This is a genomic window from Microbacterium proteolyticum (genome assembly GCF_029639405.1).
In the GTDB taxonomy this organism is placed as follows: Bacteria; Actinomycetota; Actinomycetes; order Actinomycetales; family Microbacteriaceae; genus Microbacterium.
Window position 1 is genome coordinate 604,026 of the sequence record NZ_CP121274.1, and the last position, 16,978, is coordinate 621,003.

A 16,978-nucleotide genomic window follows, 5' to 3' on the forward strand; every position below is an offset into this window, starting at 1 on the left:
CGCCGGCGTCCCCGTCGTCCGTTCCCGAGAAAGCCCGCCCGTGCTCGCACGCCTCCCCCTTCCCACCGCCCTCATCGGCACCCTGCTGCTCGCCCTCGCGTTCGCCGGGCCGACACCCGCGACCGCTGCCGACGGCGGCGTCGCCTGGACCGTCCAGACCGCCGACAACGACCACGGCACGGGCCGCGCGAACTTCACGTACGACGTCGTCGACCCCGGAACGGTGATCTCCGACGCCATGACCGTGGTCAACACCGGCACCGAGCCCCTCCCCCTCGCGGTGTACGCCGCCGACGCCTTCACGGCATCCACGGGCGAGATCGACGTCCTCGTCGACGGGCAGCCGTCGCGCGACGCGGGGACGTGGGTATCGGTCGACGCGACGTCGCTCTCCCTCTCCCCGGGCGAGTCCGCGGTGGTGCCCTTCACCATCGCGGTGCCCGCCGACGCGCGCCCCGGCGATCACGCCGCGGGCATCGTCACCTCGCTCACGAGCACCGACCCCGCGTCGACCCTGTCCGTCGACCGGCGTCTCGGAACCCGGATCAACCTCCGCGTCACCGGTGAGCTGGCCCCCGCGGCGGTGGTGTCACAGACGTCCGCGCGGTACGAGGCATCCTGGAACCCGTTCGAATCGGGCCGCCTCGTGGTCGAGTACACCCTCGCGAACACCGGCAACACGCGGCTGACGGGCTCGGAGACGATCGCCACGGCGGGCCTGTTCGGGGCCCGCAGCGCTCCGACTCAGCTGACCGAAGTGCTCCCCGGATCGACTGTGGAGATCGCCCGCGAGATCCCGGTGTTCTCCCTCGGGTGGGTCGGCGGCTCGGTCGAGCTGACGCCCGAGGCGGTCGGCCTCGGCGCCGCTTCGCTCGCCCCGCTGACGGCCGGGTTCTCGGCCGCCGCCCCGCCGTGGAGCCTCTACGCGCTGCTCGCCACGGTCCTCGCCGCTGCGCTCACGACCGTGCTCATCGTGCGGCGACGGCGGAACGCGGCGGCGAGCGCCGCGGTGTCCGCAAGCGACGTGCCGACTCAGGCCGACTGAGCCGCCTTCGCGCGCGACAGGTCGACGAAGAGCTCGGTGTTGAACCGGTAGGCGACGAGCACTTCGTCGATGACGCGTTCCTTCTCGTCCGCGTCCCAGGGCGCGGCATCCAGCTGCTCGCGGTAGACGTTCTTGAAGGCCTCGGGGTCGGCGATGTCGCCGAACAGGTAGAACCGGACGCCGTTCGTGTCGAAGCCGAAGCGGCGCTGCATGAGCCGGCCGATGAACTGTCCGCCGGAGAGGTCGCCGAGGTACCGCGTGTAGTGGTGCGCCACGAATCCGCCCGGCCACGTGGCGGCCACACGGCGGATCCGCGCGACGTACGCCTGGGTCGTCGGCAGCGGCGAGATGCGCTCGCGCCAATCGGCGCCGATGAGGAACTCCAGGTCGGCCTCGAGCGCGGGCAGGCGCGTGAGCTTGTCACTGAGGAACACGGATGCCACCGGGTCGACCCGCATGCGCTCGGTGGCCGCTTCGAGGGCCTCGTAGATGAACCAGTGCTGGGCGACGAGGGCGACGTAGTCCTCTCGCGTGCCCGAGCCGTTCATGAGGTCCGTCATGAAATCCGCGCCCTCGCTCGAGGAGTGGGCGGTGCGCGAGCGCTCGCGCAGGGCGGTGGAGAAGGAGAGGACGTCGCTCATGCGGCCATCATACGCAAAAGGTTAGGTTAGCCTCACCTTTATTTGAGACGGTCAGTGCGGACGAGGGACGACACCGAGACGCCGGCACGCCTCGTCGTACAGGGCCACGATCTCCCGCCGCACCTCCGCACGTTCGGTGATCGGCCCGCCGAGCCAGGGGACCCGCAGCGCCACCGCCTCGGCACCGACGGCCCACTCCCCGCCGTCGCCGTCGAAGCCGGCCATGACGGCCGTATCCACCGCCGGATCGGGGCCGAACGCCCGGGCGATGAGGACGTTGTCGTCGCGGTGGTCGTCGTTCATGTGCGCGAGGACCGCACGGCGGACCTCCGGGGCGAATCCGTGGCTCATTAGGCAACCCTAACTTCACCGGCGCCTACGCGCGGTCGGCGCCGAGCCCACCTCGCTCAGTCGCGGAACGCGGCCAACCGCTGGTGCATCACCGCGACGGCGTCGGCGTTGTCGTCGATCAGGACACTGTGTCGCCCCAGCGGAGCGGCGACGGCGCCCAACGTGCCGCTGCCGGCGAACATGTCCAGCACCCGGTCGCCCGGACGACTGGATGCCTGCACCATCCGCCGCAGCACGCCCTCGGGCTTCTGGGTGGGGTACCCCGTCTTCTCGCGGCCCGTGGTCGGCACGATCGTGTGCCACCAGACGTCGGTCGGAAGCTTGCCGCGCGCCGCCTTCTCGGGGGTGACGAGCCCCGGCGCCATGTACGGCTCGCGGTCCACGGCATCCGAGTCGAAGAAGTAGGCAGCCGGGTTCTTCACGTAGACGAGGATCGTCTCGTGCTTCGTCGGCCAGCGGCGCCGGGTCTTCGCGCCGTAGTCGTACGCCCAGATGAGCTCGTTGAGGAACCGATCGCGCCCGAACAGCGCGTCGCACATGACCTTGGCGTAGTGCACCTCGCGGTAGTCCAGGTGCAGGTACAGGGTGCCGTCCTCGGCGAGCAGACGCCACGCCTCCTCGAGACGCGGCTCCAGGAACGCCCAGTAGTCGTCGAAGCGGTCGTCGTACGTGCGCAGGTCGCCGCGCAGCCGCGCGTACTCGCGACCGTGGAACCCGCGGTGGATCACCGGCACCGGCGCCGGCTCCTCGCCCGGGAAGACGAGCATCGCCGGATCGTGCGGCGGCTCGGATGCCAGGACCAGGGGTTCCTCGGCATCCGGGGTCTCGTCCGCCGCGGGAGCCCGGAGCGCCGACTCGACCGCCTTGGAACGCGTGCGCCCGGTGTTGAACGGCGGGTCGAGGTAGACGAGGGTGAAGGAGCCGTCCGCGAGGGCCGGGGTTACCGCGAGATTGTCGGCGTGGTGGATGTCGACGGTGCCGTGATCGAGCACGCCGTCCAGGGTCTGTTCGCTCACGGAACGCGCTGCAGCCACGCGTCGGTGTCGAACTTCGACGTCACGAGGGCCTCGGCCTCGGCGTACTCCTCGTCGGTGACATGCCCGGTGGTCGCCCCGTACAGAGTGGTGAAGGTGTCGATGAACCGCTGGATCACGGCATCCCGAGCCAGGCCCGTCTGGCTGCGGAGCGGGTCGACGCGCTTCGCCGCCGAGACGGTGCCCTTGTCGCTGAGCTTCTCGCGGCCGATGCGCAGCACCTCGGTGAGCACCTGGCCGTCCATGTCGTAGCTGAGGGTCGCGTGGTGGAGGACGCCGCCGTTGGCCAGGCGCTTCTGCGCGGCGCCGCCGATCTTCCCGTGGGGACCGGCGATGTCGTTGAGCGGCTGGTAGACCGCGTCGATGCCGAGCGAGCGCAGCGCCTGCAGCACCCAGTCGTCGAGGAACGCGTACGAGTCGGCGAAGGTCATCCCCGCGACCAGCGACGCGGGGACGTACAGCGAGTACGTCACGATCGAGTTGGCCGCCATGAGCATCGCGCCGCCGCCGGAGATCCGGCGCACGACATCGAAGCCGTGCTTCGCGGCGCCCTCGGGGTCGACCTCGTTGCGCAGCGACTGGAACGAGCCGATGACGACGGCGTTCTCGTTCCACTCCCACAGGCGCAGCGTCGGCTTGCGCAGACCCGCGCCCACGCGCGCGGTGAGCACCTCGTCGAGCGCGAGGTTCATGCGCGGCGACACGGGCGCGTCGTGCACGACCTCCCACTCGAAGTCGCCCCAGCCGGGCGCCGTGACGAGCGCGCGGCGGATCGCCGTGGCCACCGACTCGGGCGTGAAGCCGAGCAGCTGGGCCCCCTCGGGGAGCGCGGCCCGGATCGCCGCGGAGATCGTGGGGACGTCCGACTCGACGGGCAGGCCGTTGACGGCCGCGTCGATGTCATCCAGTGCGTCGTCGGGCTCGAGGAAGAAGTCGCCCGCGAGGTGGAAGCCGGCGATGCGACCGTCGCGCTCCTCGAGGTCGACCACGACCAGCTTTCCCCCGGGGACCTTGTACTCGCCGTGCATGCCTCCAGCCTACGGCGGGCCCGCACCCTCCGCGGCGGCGCGAGAACAGGGCCTGCGCCGGCAACAGGCGGATCCGGCGCGAATCGGCCTGTTCCCGCGGCATCCCCTGTTCTCGGAACATGTATGCCGCACACCCACCGCGGCACCGGGGCCACGGATGCACCTCGGGTTCAGTCGCGCGACGGGAACCGCGCGTCGAGCCAGGCGGCCAGATCCGCGCGCACCTCGGCCTGCTGGGCTTCCGCGAAGATCTCATGCCGCGCGCCGGGGTAGACGAGGGTCGTGACATCGGTGAAGCCCGACCGGTTCCGGTACGCGTCAGCCAGGAGGTGCACGCTGCGGGGGCCGCCGACGGTGTCGTCGCGCCCGACCAGGAGCAGGGTCGGGATGTCTCGCCCGAGGTCGCGCCGGGGCCTGCCGATCAGCTTCGCGGTCTCGATCGGGCCGAACAGGCGCAACAGCGGCGTCGAGGTCGTCAGGGGGTCGGCGAGGAAGTCCCGGCCGACCTGCTCGACGCTGGACAGCCATTCCATCCCCGTGCCCTTGAGGTGCTTCCACGGGGCGTTGAGGTCGCCGGAGTTCAGGGCACCGGGCCAGCGGAGCGCGGATCCGCTCAGGACGAGGGCGTCATAGGCCTCCGGATGCCGATCCACGAGCATCTGCGCGAGGAACGAACCCCACGAGTGACCGAGGAGGATCAGCGGCAGATCGGGGTGGGTCTCGCGGATGATCTGCGTGAGGGTCCAGACCGCGTCGCGGGCGGCGCCGAGCCCGCCGGGTCCGAGCCGTCCGAGCTTGCCGTGGTCGCCGTTCCACTGCCGGAGGCCGGTGCGGCCGTGACCGCGGTGGTCGTCGGCGTAGACGGTGTAGCCGTCGGCGACGAGGGCGTCGATCAGCGCGCCGTAGCGCCCGGCGTGTTCGCCCACCCCGTGCAGCAGCTGGACGACGGCCCGCGGGGACTCCGCCTCGTGGACGTCGTACACGATGGGGATGCCGTAGGCGTCGACGAACTCGGGCATGCGCAGAGTCTAGGGGCGCGATCCCGGCCGGAAAACGATCGGACGAACCCTTAGCAAGACTAATGAGCTATGCTAACTATCGAGCATCATGAATGAACGCGTCGACGAATCCCCCCGATCCGGCCCGCGTGATGACCTCCACAGCCCGACCTCCGAGCTGCGGATGGCCACGTTCCGCCTCGCCCGCCGCCTGCGCGCCCAGCGCGCGGTCGACACCATGAGCGACGGGCAGTTCGCGGTGCTCGCGGCGCTCTCCATCCACGGCGAGCACACGCTCGGCCAGCTCGCGGATCGTGAGCGCGTGACCGCTCCCTCGATGAACCGCACGGTGTCGCTCCTCGAAGAGGCGGGCTATCTCACCCGCACCCCCGACGACGACGATCGCCGCAAGGTGACGATCGCGCTGACGGATGCCGGTCGCCTCGTCGTCGCCGAGACCGTGCGGCGTCGGGACGCCTGGCTGGAGGAGGCCCTCGCCGCCCTCGACGAGGACGAACGGCGGACACTGGCGGCCGCGGCCGAGATCATGCGAAAGGTGGCAGACACATGAGTGCGATGTTCCGCTCGTTCTCGGTCTACAACTACCGCGTCTGGTTCATCGGCGCCCTCGTGTCGAACATCGGCGCGTGGATGCAGTCCACCGCCCAGAACTGGGTCGTCCTCACCGAGCTCACCCCGGGCGACGCGGCCGCGATGGGCGTGACCATGGCGCTGCAGTTCGCGCCGCCCCTGCTGCTCGTCGGTGTCACCGGATGGGTCGCCGACCGTTTCGACCGCCGCAAGCTCATCATGTGCACGCAGAGCGCCATGCTGCTCCTGGCCATCGCGCTCGGCATCCTCCTGCTCACCGGCGTCATGACGCTGCCGCTGATGTTCGGGTTCGCCCTGGCACTCGGACTCATCACCGCCTTCGACAACCCCGCGCGGCAGGCCTTCGTCTCCGACCTGGTCGCCCGGGAGAACGCCTCCAACGCCGTGGCCCTCAACGCCGCGTCGTTCAACACCGCGCGATTGATCGGCCCCGCCGTGGCGGGTCTCATGATCGTCGCGGTCGGAACGGGCTGGGTCTTCCTCGCCAACGCCGTGACCTTCCTCGGGATGATCACCGCCCTGCTCCTCATGCGCCCGCACGAGCTGGTCACCCACCACCGCGGCGGGGGCCCCGCGCGACTCGCGGACGGATTCCGCTACGTCGCGAAGCGGCCCGACCTCGTGGTCACGTTCGCGATGGTGTTCCTCCTCGGCGCCTTCGGCATGAACTTCCCGATCTTCGCCTCCACCATGGCCCTCGAGTTCGGCCGCGGAGCCGACGGCTTCGGCGTCCTCAGTTCGTTCGTCGCGATCGGCTCGCTCGCGGGCGCCCTGCTGGCGGCCCGCCGCGAACGCGCCCGCTTGCGCGTCGTGATCGTGGGCGCGGGCGGGTTCGCCGTGGCATCCACGCTGTCCGTCCTCGCGCCGAGCTACGAGACGTATGCGGCGACGCTCGTCCTCACCGGGTTCTGCGTCGTGACCATGCTCACCACGGCGAACGGGTACGTGCAGACCACCACCGATCCGGCGCTCCGCGGACGCGTGCTGGCACTGTACATGGCGATCCTGCTCGGCGGGACGCCCGTGGGCGCACCGATCGTGGGATGGGTCGCCGAGGCGTTCGGCCCGCGTTACGCGATCGCCCTGGCGGCGATCGTCGCGTTCCTCGCGTGCGGCATCGGCGTCGCGTGGACGCTCGCGTCGGGCCGTGTGCACAAGCACGAGACGAAGCGCTTCCGGCTGACGCTCGACGAGACGCGCCCGATCACGACCATCGCGCCCGAACCGGAGGACTTCAGCGACGAGATCGCCGGCACGACGCCGATCCCGCTGCCGGCCGAGCGCTCACCGCGCTCCTCCGCTCCGGGACGCCCGGCGGGTCCGGGACGCCCGGCGGGTCCGGGACGTCCGGTGGGGTCGGCACCGCACGCCCGCCCCTCGGCCTGAGCTCCGCGCGGCGCTCAGACGTAGAAGCCGTGGGCCTCGAGAACGGCGACCGCGGCCTCGCGCCCCGAGACCTGCAGCTTCGCGTAGATCGACCGGAGCTGCGACTTCACGGTGTTCAGCGACACGTCGAGTTCCTCGGCGATCTGCGGCAGGCTGCGCGGACCGCGCAGCGCCAGCGCCAGACGCTCCTCCCGGGGACTCAGGTTGGGAAGCGGGGGCCGGTGGTCGTGCGTGGGCACGAGGGCGAGCATTCCCGCCACGCGGGCGACCCTGTCCTCGGAGCCCGGGTGCTGCGTCGCCATGCGGTCCAGCAGCACGAGCAGGTCGGCCTGGGGAAGAGTGAGGTACGGCGTGAGCGAACCGCCCAACGACTCGGAGAGGTGGAAACCCTCGGAGAACGCGGCGTCGGCCGCAGCGTCGTTGCCCAGGCGCGCGTGCGCGACGGCGCGGCGCAGCAGCAGCGGCGTGAGCGTCCGGACGCAGTGCTGCGTGCCCATGCGGATGCACGGATCCGTCGACTCGAGCACCTCCCGCTCACGGCCGAGCGCGATGAGGGCGGCGGCGCGCTGCATGTCGAAGCACAGCGCGTGCCCCGGCGGTGAGATACGCCCCTCCAGGACCGCCAGCGCGCGGCGCGGCTCGCCGCGGGCGAGCAGCAGGTCGGCGTACACCCCCTGCGCGAACCCCCGCACCATGCTGTGCCCGGAGTGCGACTCGGTCCCGCCGGCCAGCGCGGCCACCAGCACCATCCCCTCGGCGTAGTCGCGGTGGATGAGAGCGCTCATCGCCCGGGCGGCCCGCGCCGAGTACTGCCAGTACGGATCGTGCGGCGCTCCGTCGCGCAGTTCCTCCGCCGTCCGGTCCATGGCCTCGGCATCGAGGGCTGCCGAGGCGACGAGGATGCGCGCGAGCAGCAGATCGTAGTCGGGGTGCACGGTCTCCCACCCGGACCCGGATGCCAGCTCCTCGCACACGCGCAGGCTCTCGCTCGCCAGGATGTACTCGCCGTTGATGGCGGCGGCGAGACTGCGCACCGCGTGGGCTCGGAACGTGCTCTCGGCGTCGTCGGAGTAGGCGAGCGCAGAGGCGGCGTACTCCCCGGCCCGGCGCGGCCACCCCGCCGCGGCGTAGACCTCGGCGACGGCGGAGAAGAGGCGCGACCGCGCCGTCGCGTCGACCCGGCCCGGCGCCCGCATCCGACCGTCCGCGAAATGCCGGTCGATCAGGCGGAGGCCGTCGTCGATGCGATCGAGCCGTGCGCGGGCGATCAGCAGCCCCTCGAGCGTCTGAGCGCTGGCATCCACCCAGACGCGGGGGGCGGGGCCGGCCTCGATATCGGCGAGGAAACGCAGGTCGGCGACGTCGGGCGCCGGAGCGGTGGGGAGGACCCCCCGGACCACCCGCTCCGCCACGGCTTTGACGTTCATCAGGGACGACGATGCGATCACGACCTGCTCCCCATTTTCTGATGCTAAATCACGACGATGGACGGTTCGGCCGGATCGCACCACGAATGACTCTTTCGGCACGGCTTTTCGCTAGATAAGCTAGCGATATGGACGAACGCATGGCCGGCCGCCGCTGGGCGGGACTCGTTTTCATCAGCATCGCCGTCTCGCTGATCATCGTCGACTCGACGATCGTGAACGTCGCCGTCCCCTCGATCGTCGAGGACCTCGGGATCTCCTCGACCGAGGTCCAATGGGTGCAGGAGGCGTACACCCTCGTCTTCGCCTCCCTGCTGCTGGTGTTCGGCAGCCTGGCCGATCGATTCGGCCGACGACGGCTCATGCTGCTCGGCGTGGCGATCTTCATCGTCGCCTCGATCGCCGCGGCCGTCGCGCCCACCGGCGGGCTGCTCATCCTGTCGCGGCTCGTCCAGGGCGTCGGCGGATCGATGATCCTCCCCACGACCCTGTCGCTCATCAACGCGACGTTCCGCGGGCGTGAGCGTGGCATCGCGTTCGCCGTGTGGGGATCCACGATCGGAGGCATGGCGGCCGTCGGGCCGCTGCTCGGCGGCTGGTTGACCACCTCGTTCTCGTGGCGCTGGGCGTTCGGGATCAACATCCCCCTCGGCATCCTCATCGTCATCGGCGTGCTCTTCACGGTGGCGGAATCGCGCAGCGACCGGCGCGAGACCATCGACGGCGTCGGAGCCCTCCTGTCGGTGCTCACGATGGCGCCGCTGGTCTTCGGTCTGATCGAGGGCCGGACCTACGGCTGGTGGACGGTCGACCAGACACTCCAGATCGGCGACTGGCAGTGGCCGTGGTCGCTCTCCCCCGTGCCGATCGCCTTCGCGGTCGCGCTGGTCGCCCTGGCGGCCTTCATCGCGTGGGGAGTCCACCGCCGGCGGCGCGGGCGCTCGACACTCCTCGCCCTCGGCCTGTTCCGCATCGCGTCCTTCCGCAACGGCAACATCGCCGCCGCGGTCGTCTCCCTCGGGGAGTTCGGCATCATCCTCGCCCTCCCCCTCTGGCTGCAGTTCGTCGTCGGCTTCGACGCACTGCAGACCGGCCTCCTCCTGCTCTCGCTGGCCATCGGGTCGTTCGTGGCGAGTGGGATCGCCGGCGCCCTGAGCGGTCGCGTCGCACCGGTGTGGATCGTTCGCGCGGGCCTCCTCGCGGAGATCATCGGAGTCGCCGGCGTCGCCTTCACGATCGGACCGGATGCCACCTGGGGACCCCTCATCCCCTTCCTGTTCGTCTACGGCGTCGGGGTGGGCCTGGCCACCGCGCAGCTCACGGGCGTCGTCTTGGCGGAGGTTCCGCCCGCAGAGAGCGGCGCCGCGTCGGGCACGCAGTCGACCTCCCGCCAACTTGGCGCGGCGCTCGGCGTCGCCATCCTCGGGACCGTCCTGTTCTCGACCACCTCGAGCGTGCTCGCCTCCGCCCTCGACGACCGGGGGCTGCCCGCCGAGCAGCGGGACCAGGTCGTGTCGCAGGTGGTCGACAGCGCGGGCGCCGCGATCGTCGGGCTCGAGCAGTCGCCGCAGACGCAGGACCTCGCGGCGGACGCGCGGACGGCGTTCAGCGACGGCACGAAGGCCGCCGCCTTCACCGCAGCCGGATTCCTGACGCTCGGGTTGATCTCGACGCTCACGCTCGGCGCCGCCGCGAGCGGGCGCGGCAGCCGCCAGGAAGAGGAGGAGCAGGCGCGCCGCTGAGCGGGTGCGGCAGAACCTCAGCGATCCGCGCCGGGTCAGCGGCATCCACGCGGTTCGGACTGAGGTTGCGCGAATCACCGACGCTGCGCGCCCACCCCGCGGATGCGACACAACCTCAGCGATCCGCGCCGGGTCAGCGGCATCCACGCGGTTCGGACTGAGGTTGCGCGAATCACCGACGCTGCGCGCCCCGCGTCAGACGCGGGCGTCCGCTCCGTCGGCGACCGGCACCAGGCGCGTCAGCTGCGTGACGTGGCGGGGCTCGAGCTCGGCCAGGCTCGAGACGCCGAGCAGCGCCATCGTGCGCTCGATCTCGCTGCGGAGGATCGCGATCGTGCGGTCCACGCCCTGGCGGCCGCCGGCCATGAGGCCGTAGAGGTACGCGCGGCCGATGAGCGTGAACTTCGCGCCGAGGGCGATGGATGCCACGATGTCGGCGCCGTTCATGATGCCGGTGTCGACCATGACCGTGGCGTCCTTGCCGACCTCGCGCACGACGTGCGGGAGGAGGCGGAAGGGGATCGGCGCGCGGTCGAGCTGGCGTCCGCCGTGGTTGGACAGGACGATGCCGTCCACACCGAGGTCGACCAGGCGGGCGGCGTCGGCGACGTTCTGCACGCCCTTCACGACCAGCTTGCCCGGCCACATGCCGCGGATGATGTCGAGGTCGTCGTAGCTGATCGTCGGGTCCATCGCGGCGTTCAGCAGCTCACCGACGGTGCCGCCGGTGGTGCTGAGGGAGGCGAACTCGAGCTTGGGCGTGGTGAGGAAGTCATACCACCACCACGGACGCGGGATGGCGTTCACGATCGTGCCGAGCGTGAGCTGCGGGGGAATCGAGAAGCCGTTGCGCTTGTCGCGGAGGCGAGCGCCGGCGATGGGGGTGTCGACGGTGAACTGCAGGGTGTCGAACCCGGCCGCAGCCGCCCGCTCGACGAGACCGTACGAGATCTCGCGCTGCTTCATCACGTACAGCTGGAACCAGTTGCGGCCGACGGGGTTCGCGGCCTTCACGCCCTCGATCGAGGTCGTCCCGAGGGTCGAGAGCGTGAACGGGATGCCGGCGGCCGCCGCCGCGGAGGCACCGGCGGTCTCGCCCTCGGTCTGCATCAGACGCGTGAACCCGGTGGGGGCGATGCCGAACGGCAGGGCCGAGGGCCCACCGAGGATCTCGCACGAGGTGTCGACATTCGCCGCGGGCCGCAGGATGTCGGGGTGGAACTCGACGTCCTCGAAGGCGCGGCGGGCGCGGTCGAGCGAGAGCTCGCCCTCGGCGGCACCGTCGGTGTAGTCGAACGCGGCTTTGGGCGTCCGGCGCTTCGCGATCGTACGCAGATCGGCGATCGTCAGCGCCGCGTCGAGGCGGCGCTTGCGGGCGTCGAGCTCGGGCTTCTTGAACTGCATGAGCTCGAGGAGCTCGCCGACCTTGGGCAGCTGGCGCTGAACCATGGAGTCTCGCTTTCGTGTGGTCTGACCACAGACTACGCCGGTTCCGCGACGACGGAGCCGCGGGGCGTGTATCGGACAGGGGGGAAGGCGCGGGCGACGCGCACGCGCAGATCTTCGAGGCTCGCGTCGGTGCCGAAGCACCCGAGCGCGCGGGCCTGCACGAGGACGTTGCCGAGCGCCGTGGCCTCCACGGGCCCAGCCAGCACGGACACACCCGCACAGTCGGCGGTCGCCTGGCACAGCAGCGCGTTGCGCGCGCCGCCGCCGACGAGGTGGATGACGTCGACCTCGCGGCCCGCCAACCCGCCCGCGGTGCGCGCGGCCCGAGCGAACGCGGCCGCGATGCTCTCCACGATGATGCGCGCGAACATCGGCCGCCCGGCACGGCCCGGGCGATCGGCGCCGATCAGCGCCGCGATGCGTCCGGGCATGTCGCCCGGGGCCGCGAGCTCTGGGGCGTTCGCATCGAACAGGCGCGCGGGCGGCGACACCGCGCCGGCCGAGGCGAGGAGCAGCGGGAGGTCGATCGGGGCGCCGTCCTCCTCCTCCCACGCGCGCACGGTCTCGCTCAGCAGCCAAAGCCCGGTGACGTTGTGGAGGAAGCGCACGCGCCCGTCGACGCCGCCCTCGTTGGTGAAGTTCGCCTGGCGGGCGGCATCCGTCACGATCGGTTCCGCGAGCTCGAGTCCCACGAGCCCCCACGTGCCGCACGAGATGTAGGCGGCGTTCGGGGTGGACAGCGGCACGGCGACGATCGCCGACGCGGTGTCGTGGGAGCCGACGGCGACGACCGGGATCGCGCCGAACTCGGCGGGGGTCTCCCCGATCGTCTCGCCCGGGTCGACGAGCGGAGGCAGAACGGATGCCGGGATGCCGAGCGCCTCGGCAAGGGCCGAGTCCCACTCCCCCGTGCGCACGTCAAGGAGCCCGGTCGTCGAGGCGTTGGTGCGTTCGGCGACCGCGCGCCCGGTGAGGCGCTCGGCGATGAGATCGGGGATGAGGACGCTCACCTCCGCCTCGCCGACGCGCGGGTCGGCCGCGTACTGATACAGCGTGGTGAACGGCAGGAACTGCAGACCGTTGCGGCGAGAGAGCTCCTCGAACGGAATCACCGCGTGAACGGCATCCACTCCCCGCGCGGTGCGCGCATCACGGTAGTGGAACGGCTCGGCGAGCAGCTCCCCGCCGCGCAGCAGGCCGTAGTCGACCGCCCACGAGTCGATGCCCACGCTCTCGATCGCCGGCTCGCGGCGGAGGGCTTCGGCGAGCCCCGCGCGCACGTGTCCCCACAGCGCGTCGATGTCCCAGTGCCAGCCGTCGGCGCGCTCGACCGGTCCGTTCGGGAAACGCGCGACCTCCTCGAGCGCGAGCGTGTCATCGCCGACCCGGCCGATCATCACCCGCCCGCTGGTCGCGCCGAGGTCGACGGCCGCGACGGCGCGGACGGCGCCGGGCACCGCCGCGGCCGACACGGAGCCACTCATCGCAGGAACGCCGCGGCGACGCCCGAGTCCACGGGGATGTGGAGACCCGTCGTGCGGGAGAGCTCGGGCCCGGTGAGCACGTACACCGCGTCGGCCACGTTCTCGGGGACGACCTCGCGCTTGAGGATCGTGCGGTTGGCGTAGAACTGGCCGAGGTCCTCTTCCTTCACACCGTACGTCGCGGCACGGTTGGCGCCCCAGCCGGCGGCGAAGATGCCCGAGCCGCGCACCACACCGTCGGGGTTGATGCCGTTCACCCGCACGCCGTGCTCGCCGAGCTCGACCGCGAGGAGTCGCACCTGGTGCGCCTGGTCGGCCTTGGTGGCCGAGTAGGCGATGTTGTTCGGGCCCGCGAAGACCGAGTTCTTCGACGAGATGTAGATGACGTCGCCACCGAGTTTCTGCGCGATGAGCGCCTTCGCGGCGGCCTTCGACACGAGGAACGACCCCTTCGCCATCACGTCGTGCTGAAGGTCCCAGTCCTTCTCGGTGGTCTCCAGCAGCGGCTTCGACAGCGAGAGCCCCGCGTTGTTGACCACGAGATCGATGCCGCCGAACGCCAGCAGCGTCGCGTCGATCGCGGCCTGGACACCCTCGGCATCCGCCACGTTCGCCGCGACACCGATCGCGACGTCGGTGCCGCCGAGCTCGGCGGCCGCGGCCTGGGCCTTCTCGAGGTCGAGGTCGGCGACGACGACGCACGCGCCCTCCGCCGCGAGGCGGGTGGCGATGGCCTTGCCGATCCCGGATGCCGCGCCCGTGACGAAGGCGATGCGGCCCTGGTGCGTCTTGGGCTTCGGCATGCGCTGGAGCTTGGCCTCCTCGAGCGCCCAGTACTCGATGCGGAACTTCTCGGCATCCGAGATCGGCGCGTACGTCGACAGCGCCTCGGCGCCGCGCATGACGTTGATCGCATTGACGTAGAACTCGCCCGCGACGCGGGCGGTCTGCTTGTTGGCGCCGTACGAGAACATGCCGACGCCCGGCACGAGCACGATGAGCGGGTCGGCGCCGCGGATTGCCGGGGAGTCGGCATCCGCGTGCGCGTCGTAGTACGCCTGGTACTCGGCGCGGTACTCCGCGTGCAGTTCCTTCAGGCGAGCGATCGCGTCCTCGACCGACGCGTCGGCGGGGAGGTCGAGGATCAGCGGCTTGACCTTGGTGCGCAGGAAGTGATCGGGGCAGCTCGTGCCGAGCGCGGCGAGGGCGGGGGCCTTCTCGGATGCCAGGAAGTCCAGCACCACGTCGGAGTCGGTGAAGTGGCCGACCATCGGCTTGTCGGTGGACGCGAGTCCGCGGATCGTCGCCGCGAGGGCCGCGGCCTTCGCCCGGCGCTCGGCCTCGGGCAGCGCCGCGAAGCCCGCACGGACGCCGCCGAAGGGCTCGGCCGCACCGTTCGCGTCGATGTACGCCTGGGCGGTGTCGATGATCCAGAGGCTGTTGCGCTCGGCCTCCTCGGACGTGTCACCCCACGCGGTGATGCCGTGTCCGCCGAGGATCGTGCCGATCGCCTGCGGGTTCGCGGCCTTGATCGCCGCGATGTCGAGGCCGAGCTGGAAGCCGGGGCGACGCCACGGCACCCACACCACCTTGTCGCCGAAGATCTTGGCGGTCAGTTCCTCGCCGTCAGCGGCGGTCGCGATCGCGATGCCGGCGTCGGGGTGGAGGTGGTCGACGTGCGCGGCATCTACGAGTCCGTGCATGGCGGTGTCGATCGACGGGGCAGCACCCCCCTTGCCGTGCAGGCAGTAATCGAACGCGGCGACCATCTCGTCCTCGCGGTCGATGCCGGGGTAGACGTCGACGAGGGCGCGCATGCGGTCCAGGCGCAGCACTGCCAGGCCCTTCTCGGTGAGCGTGCCGAGGTCGCCGCCGGAGCCCTTGACCCACAGCAGCTCGACCGGCTCGCCGGTGACGGGATCGATGTCGGTGCCCTTGGCGGAGGTGTTGCCGCCGGCGTAGTTGGTGACCTTCGGGTCGGAGCCGAGGCGGTTGCTGCGCGCGACGAGGTCGGCGGCGGTGGAGCTGGTCATGCGAGGAGGTTCCTTTCACCATTCGGTGTCCAGGACACGCGGATGCCGGCGGGGCGCATCCGCGTGTCTTGGACACTCAAGCCATGTGGGGGCCGCCCGGCGCGGGCGGCGCGGGTCGGGATCAGGCGCCCCAGCCGGCCTGGGTGCCGCCGACACGCTCTGCGGCGATGCGGGGCAGGTAGCCGGATGCCGCGAACGCGGCCATCGGGTCGGCGGGGAGGCCGCGCGACGCGCGCCACTCGGCGAGGGCGGGACGGACGTCGGTGTAGAAGGCATCCATCAGCACCGCGTTGGCGGCGAGGACGTCGTTCGCCTGCTGCGCGGCGGTCAGCGCGTCACGGTCGACGAGCAGGGCACGGGCGGTCATCTCCTGGACGTTCAGCACCGAGCGGATCTGCCCGGGGATCTTGTCCTCGATGTTGTGGCACTGGTCGAGCATGAACGCCACGTCGGGGTTGTTGAGGCCCCCGCCGCGGACGACCTCGGTGAGGATGCGGAACAGCTGGAACGGATCGGCCGCGCCGACGATGAGGTCGTCGTCGGCGTAGAACCGCGAGTTGAAGTCGAACGACCCGAGCTTCCCAAGACGCAGGAGCTGCATGACGATGAACTCGATGTTCGTCCCGGGCGCGTGGTGACCGGTGTCGAGGCACACGAGCGCCTTGTCTCCGAGGGCGGCGACCTGGGCGTAGGACGTCCCCCAGTCGGGAACGTCGGTGTGGTAGAACGACGGCTCGAAGAACTTGTACTCCAGCACCAGCCGCTGGTCGTCGGCGAGGCGCGCGTAGATCTGCTCCAGCGAGTCCTGCAGTCGGTCCTGACGGCCGCGCATGTCGTTCTGACCGGGGTAGTTCGACCCCTCGGCGAGCCAGATCTTCAGGTCGCGCGAGCCCGTGGCATCCATCACGTCGATGCACGCAAGGTGGTGGTCGATGGCCTTGCGGCGGATGCGCTCGTCGTGGTGCGTGAGGGCGCCGAACTTGTAGTCCTCGTCCTGGAAGGTGTTGGAGTTGACCGTCCCGAGCTTCACGCCGAGGTCCTCGGCGTGACGGCGGAGGGCCGTGTAGTCGTCGACGAGGTCCCACGGGATGTGCAGGGCCACCGTGGGGGCGAGTGCCGTCAGGCGGTTGACCTCGGCGGCATCCGCGATCTTCTCGAACGGGTCACGCGGGGTGCCGGCGGTGGGGAAGACGCGGAAGCGGGTGCCGGAGTTGCCGAACGCCCAGGAGGGCAGCTCGATCGCCTGGCTCTCGAGGGTCGCGAGGATCTCGTTGGACAACGTCGTCATGGGCGGGTGCTTTCGGTCGGGGCGGACGCCGACGAGCCGGCCTCCGCGGGGTGATCGGCGGAGCGGGATGCCGAGGGCTCGGCGTCCGCGAGCTGGTCGGCGAGGTGGAACACCTCGGTGAGGGCGGTCGCGGCCTGGTCGGGGCGACCCTCGAGGCCGAGGAAGAACGGCGCCATTTCCGCCTCCCACGCGGCCGCGATGTGAGAGGTCTCGAGGTAGGCCTGGGCGGCGGCATCGTCGTCGGTCTCGTAGTAACCGACGAGACGCCCGCCTTTGCCGAGGAACAGGGAGTAGTTGCGGCGACCGGCTGCGGCGATCTCGGCGAGCATGTCCGCCCGGACCGGCGTGTGCCGGGCGACGTACTCGTCGATCAGCTCGGGCCGGACACGAAGCTCGAAGCAGACGCGCGTGGTCTGTCCGGACATGGGATCTGCTCTTCCTCGAAGCAATGAATCGTTTC

At 71.0% G+C, this 16,978-nt stretch carries 15 protein-coding genes; 4 read left to right on the forward strand and 11 right to left on the reverse strand.

Annotated features, from left to right (window positions below):
• The first annotated feature begins 40 nt into the window (after positions 1 to 40).
• Positions 41 to 1,045 (forward strand): DUF916 domain-containing protein, encoded by a 1,005-nt coding sequence (locus P8R59_RS03615; protein WP_278102763.1) that lies wholly within the window; start codon positions 41 to 43, stop codon positions 1,043 to 1,045.
• Here P8R59_RS03615 and P8R59_RS03620 read toward each other — a convergent pair.
• The 5 genes from P8R59_RS03620 to P8R59_RS03640 all read right to left on the reverse strand — a co-directional run bounded on the left by P8R59_RS03620 (position 1,033) and on the right by P8R59_RS03640 (position 5,118).
• Positions 1,033 to 1,686, reverse strand: coding sequence for a heme oxygenase (biliverdin-producing) (locus tag P8R59_RS03620; RefSeq protein WP_278102764.1), 654 nt, complete (start codon positions 1,684 to 1,686; stop codon positions 1,033 to 1,035). The two genes, P8R59_RS03615 and P8R59_RS03620, sit on opposite strands and share 13 nt — an antisense overlap.
• Positions 1,687 to 1,737: 51 nt before the next feature.
• Positions 1,738 to 2,037, reverse strand: a complete 300-nt coding sequence (locus tag P8R59_RS03625; RefSeq protein WP_278102765.1) for a DUF2470 domain-containing protein — start codon at positions 2,035 to 2,037, stop codon at positions 1,738 to 1,740.
• A gap of 56 nt (positions 2,038 to 2,093) precedes the next feature.
• Complete coding sequence (locus tag P8R59_RS03630) at positions 2,094 to 3,053, reverse strand: DNA-methyltransferase (RefSeq protein WP_278102766.1); 960 nt, start codon at positions 3,051 to 3,053, stop codon at positions 2,094 to 2,096.
• Positions 3,050 to 4,099 (reverse strand): lipoate--protein ligase family protein, encoded by a 1,050-nt coding sequence (locus tag P8R59_RS03635; RefSeq protein WP_278102767.1) that lies wholly within the window; start codon positions 4,097 to 4,099, stop codon positions 3,050 to 3,052. The genes P8R59_RS03630 and P8R59_RS03635 overlap by 4 nt, the downstream gene beginning before the upstream one ends.
• Positions 4,100 to 4,269: 170 nt before the next feature.
• The gene (locus P8R59_RS03640; protein ID WP_278102768.1) at positions 4,270 to 5,118 is read right to left on the reverse strand and encodes an alpha/beta fold hydrolase; all 849 of its coding nucleotides are present in this window, start codon (positions 5,116 to 5,118) and stop codon (positions 4,270 to 4,272) included.
• 88 nt (positions 5,119 to 5,206) lie between these two features.
• Here P8R59_RS03640 and P8R59_RS03645 point away from each other — a divergent pair, with 88 nt between their 5' ends.
• Entirely contained in the window at positions 5,207 to 5,668 is a 462-nt protein-coding gene (locus P8R59_RS03645) for a MarR family winged helix-turn-helix transcriptional regulator (RefSeq protein ID WP_431606877.1), read from the forward strand.
• On the forward strand, positions 5,665 to 7,095 hold the full coding sequence (locus tag P8R59_RS03650; protein WP_278102769.1) for an MFS transporter: 1,431 nt from the start codon (positions 5,665 to 5,667) through the stop codon (positions 7,093 to 7,095). Before P8R59_RS03645 ends, P8R59_RS03650 begins: the two co-directional genes overlap by 4 nt.
• Positions 7,096 to 7,109: 14 nt before the next feature.
• On the opposite strand, the gene P8R59_RS03655 is transcribed toward P8R59_RS03650, so the two are convergent.
• Positions 7,110 to 8,543 (reverse strand): helix-turn-helix transcriptional regulator, encoded by a 1,434-nt coding sequence (locus P8R59_RS03655; protein ID WP_278102770.1) that lies wholly within the window; start codon positions 8,541 to 8,543, stop codon positions 7,110 to 7,112.
• A 107-nt stretch (positions 8,544 to 8,650) separates the two neighbouring features.
• On the opposite strand from P8R59_RS03655, the gene P8R59_RS03660 reads away from it, so the two are divergent.
• Positions 8,651 to 10,264, forward strand: a complete 1,614-nt coding sequence (locus P8R59_RS03660; protein WP_278102771.1) for an MFS transporter — start codon at positions 8,651 to 8,653, stop codon at positions 10,262 to 10,264.
• A gap of 195 nt (positions 10,265 to 10,459) precedes the next feature.
• Here P8R59_RS03660 and P8R59_RS03665 read toward each other — a convergent pair whose 3' ends face one another.
• The 5 genes from P8R59_RS03665 to P8R59_RS03685 form a co-directional block, all read right to left on the reverse strand.
• Entirely contained in the window at positions 10,460 to 11,713 is a 1,254-nt protein-coding gene (locus tag P8R59_RS03665) for an alpha-hydroxy acid oxidase (RefSeq protein WP_278102772.1), read from the reverse strand.
• A gap of 32 nt (positions 11,714 to 11,745) precedes the next feature.
• On the reverse strand, positions 11,746 to 13,197 hold the full coding sequence (locus tag P8R59_RS03670) for a rhamnulokinase (RefSeq protein ID WP_278102773.1): 1,452 nt from the start codon (positions 13,195 to 13,197) through the stop codon (positions 11,746 to 11,748).
• Complete coding sequence (locus tag P8R59_RS03675) at positions 13,194 to 15,230, reverse strand: bifunctional aldolase/short-chain dehydrogenase (protein ID WP_278102774.1); 2,037 nt, start codon at positions 15,228 to 15,230, stop codon at positions 13,194 to 13,196. The genes P8R59_RS03670 and P8R59_RS03675 overlap by 4 nt, the downstream gene beginning before the upstream one ends.
• A 121-nt stretch (positions 15,231 to 15,351) precedes the next feature.
• Positions 15,352 to 16,518 (reverse strand): L-rhamnose isomerase, encoded by a 1,167-nt coding sequence (rhaI, locus tag P8R59_RS03680; protein ID WP_278102775.1) that lies wholly within the window; start codon positions 16,516 to 16,518, stop codon positions 15,352 to 15,354.
• Positions 16,515 to 16,943, reverse strand: a complete 429-nt coding sequence (locus tag P8R59_RS03685; protein ID WP_278102776.1) for an L-rhamnose mutarotase — start codon at positions 16,941 to 16,943, stop codon at positions 16,515 to 16,517. The genes rhaI and P8R59_RS03685 overlap by 4 nt, the downstream gene beginning before the upstream one ends.
• Positions 16,944 to 16,978: the final 35 nt, after the last annotated feature.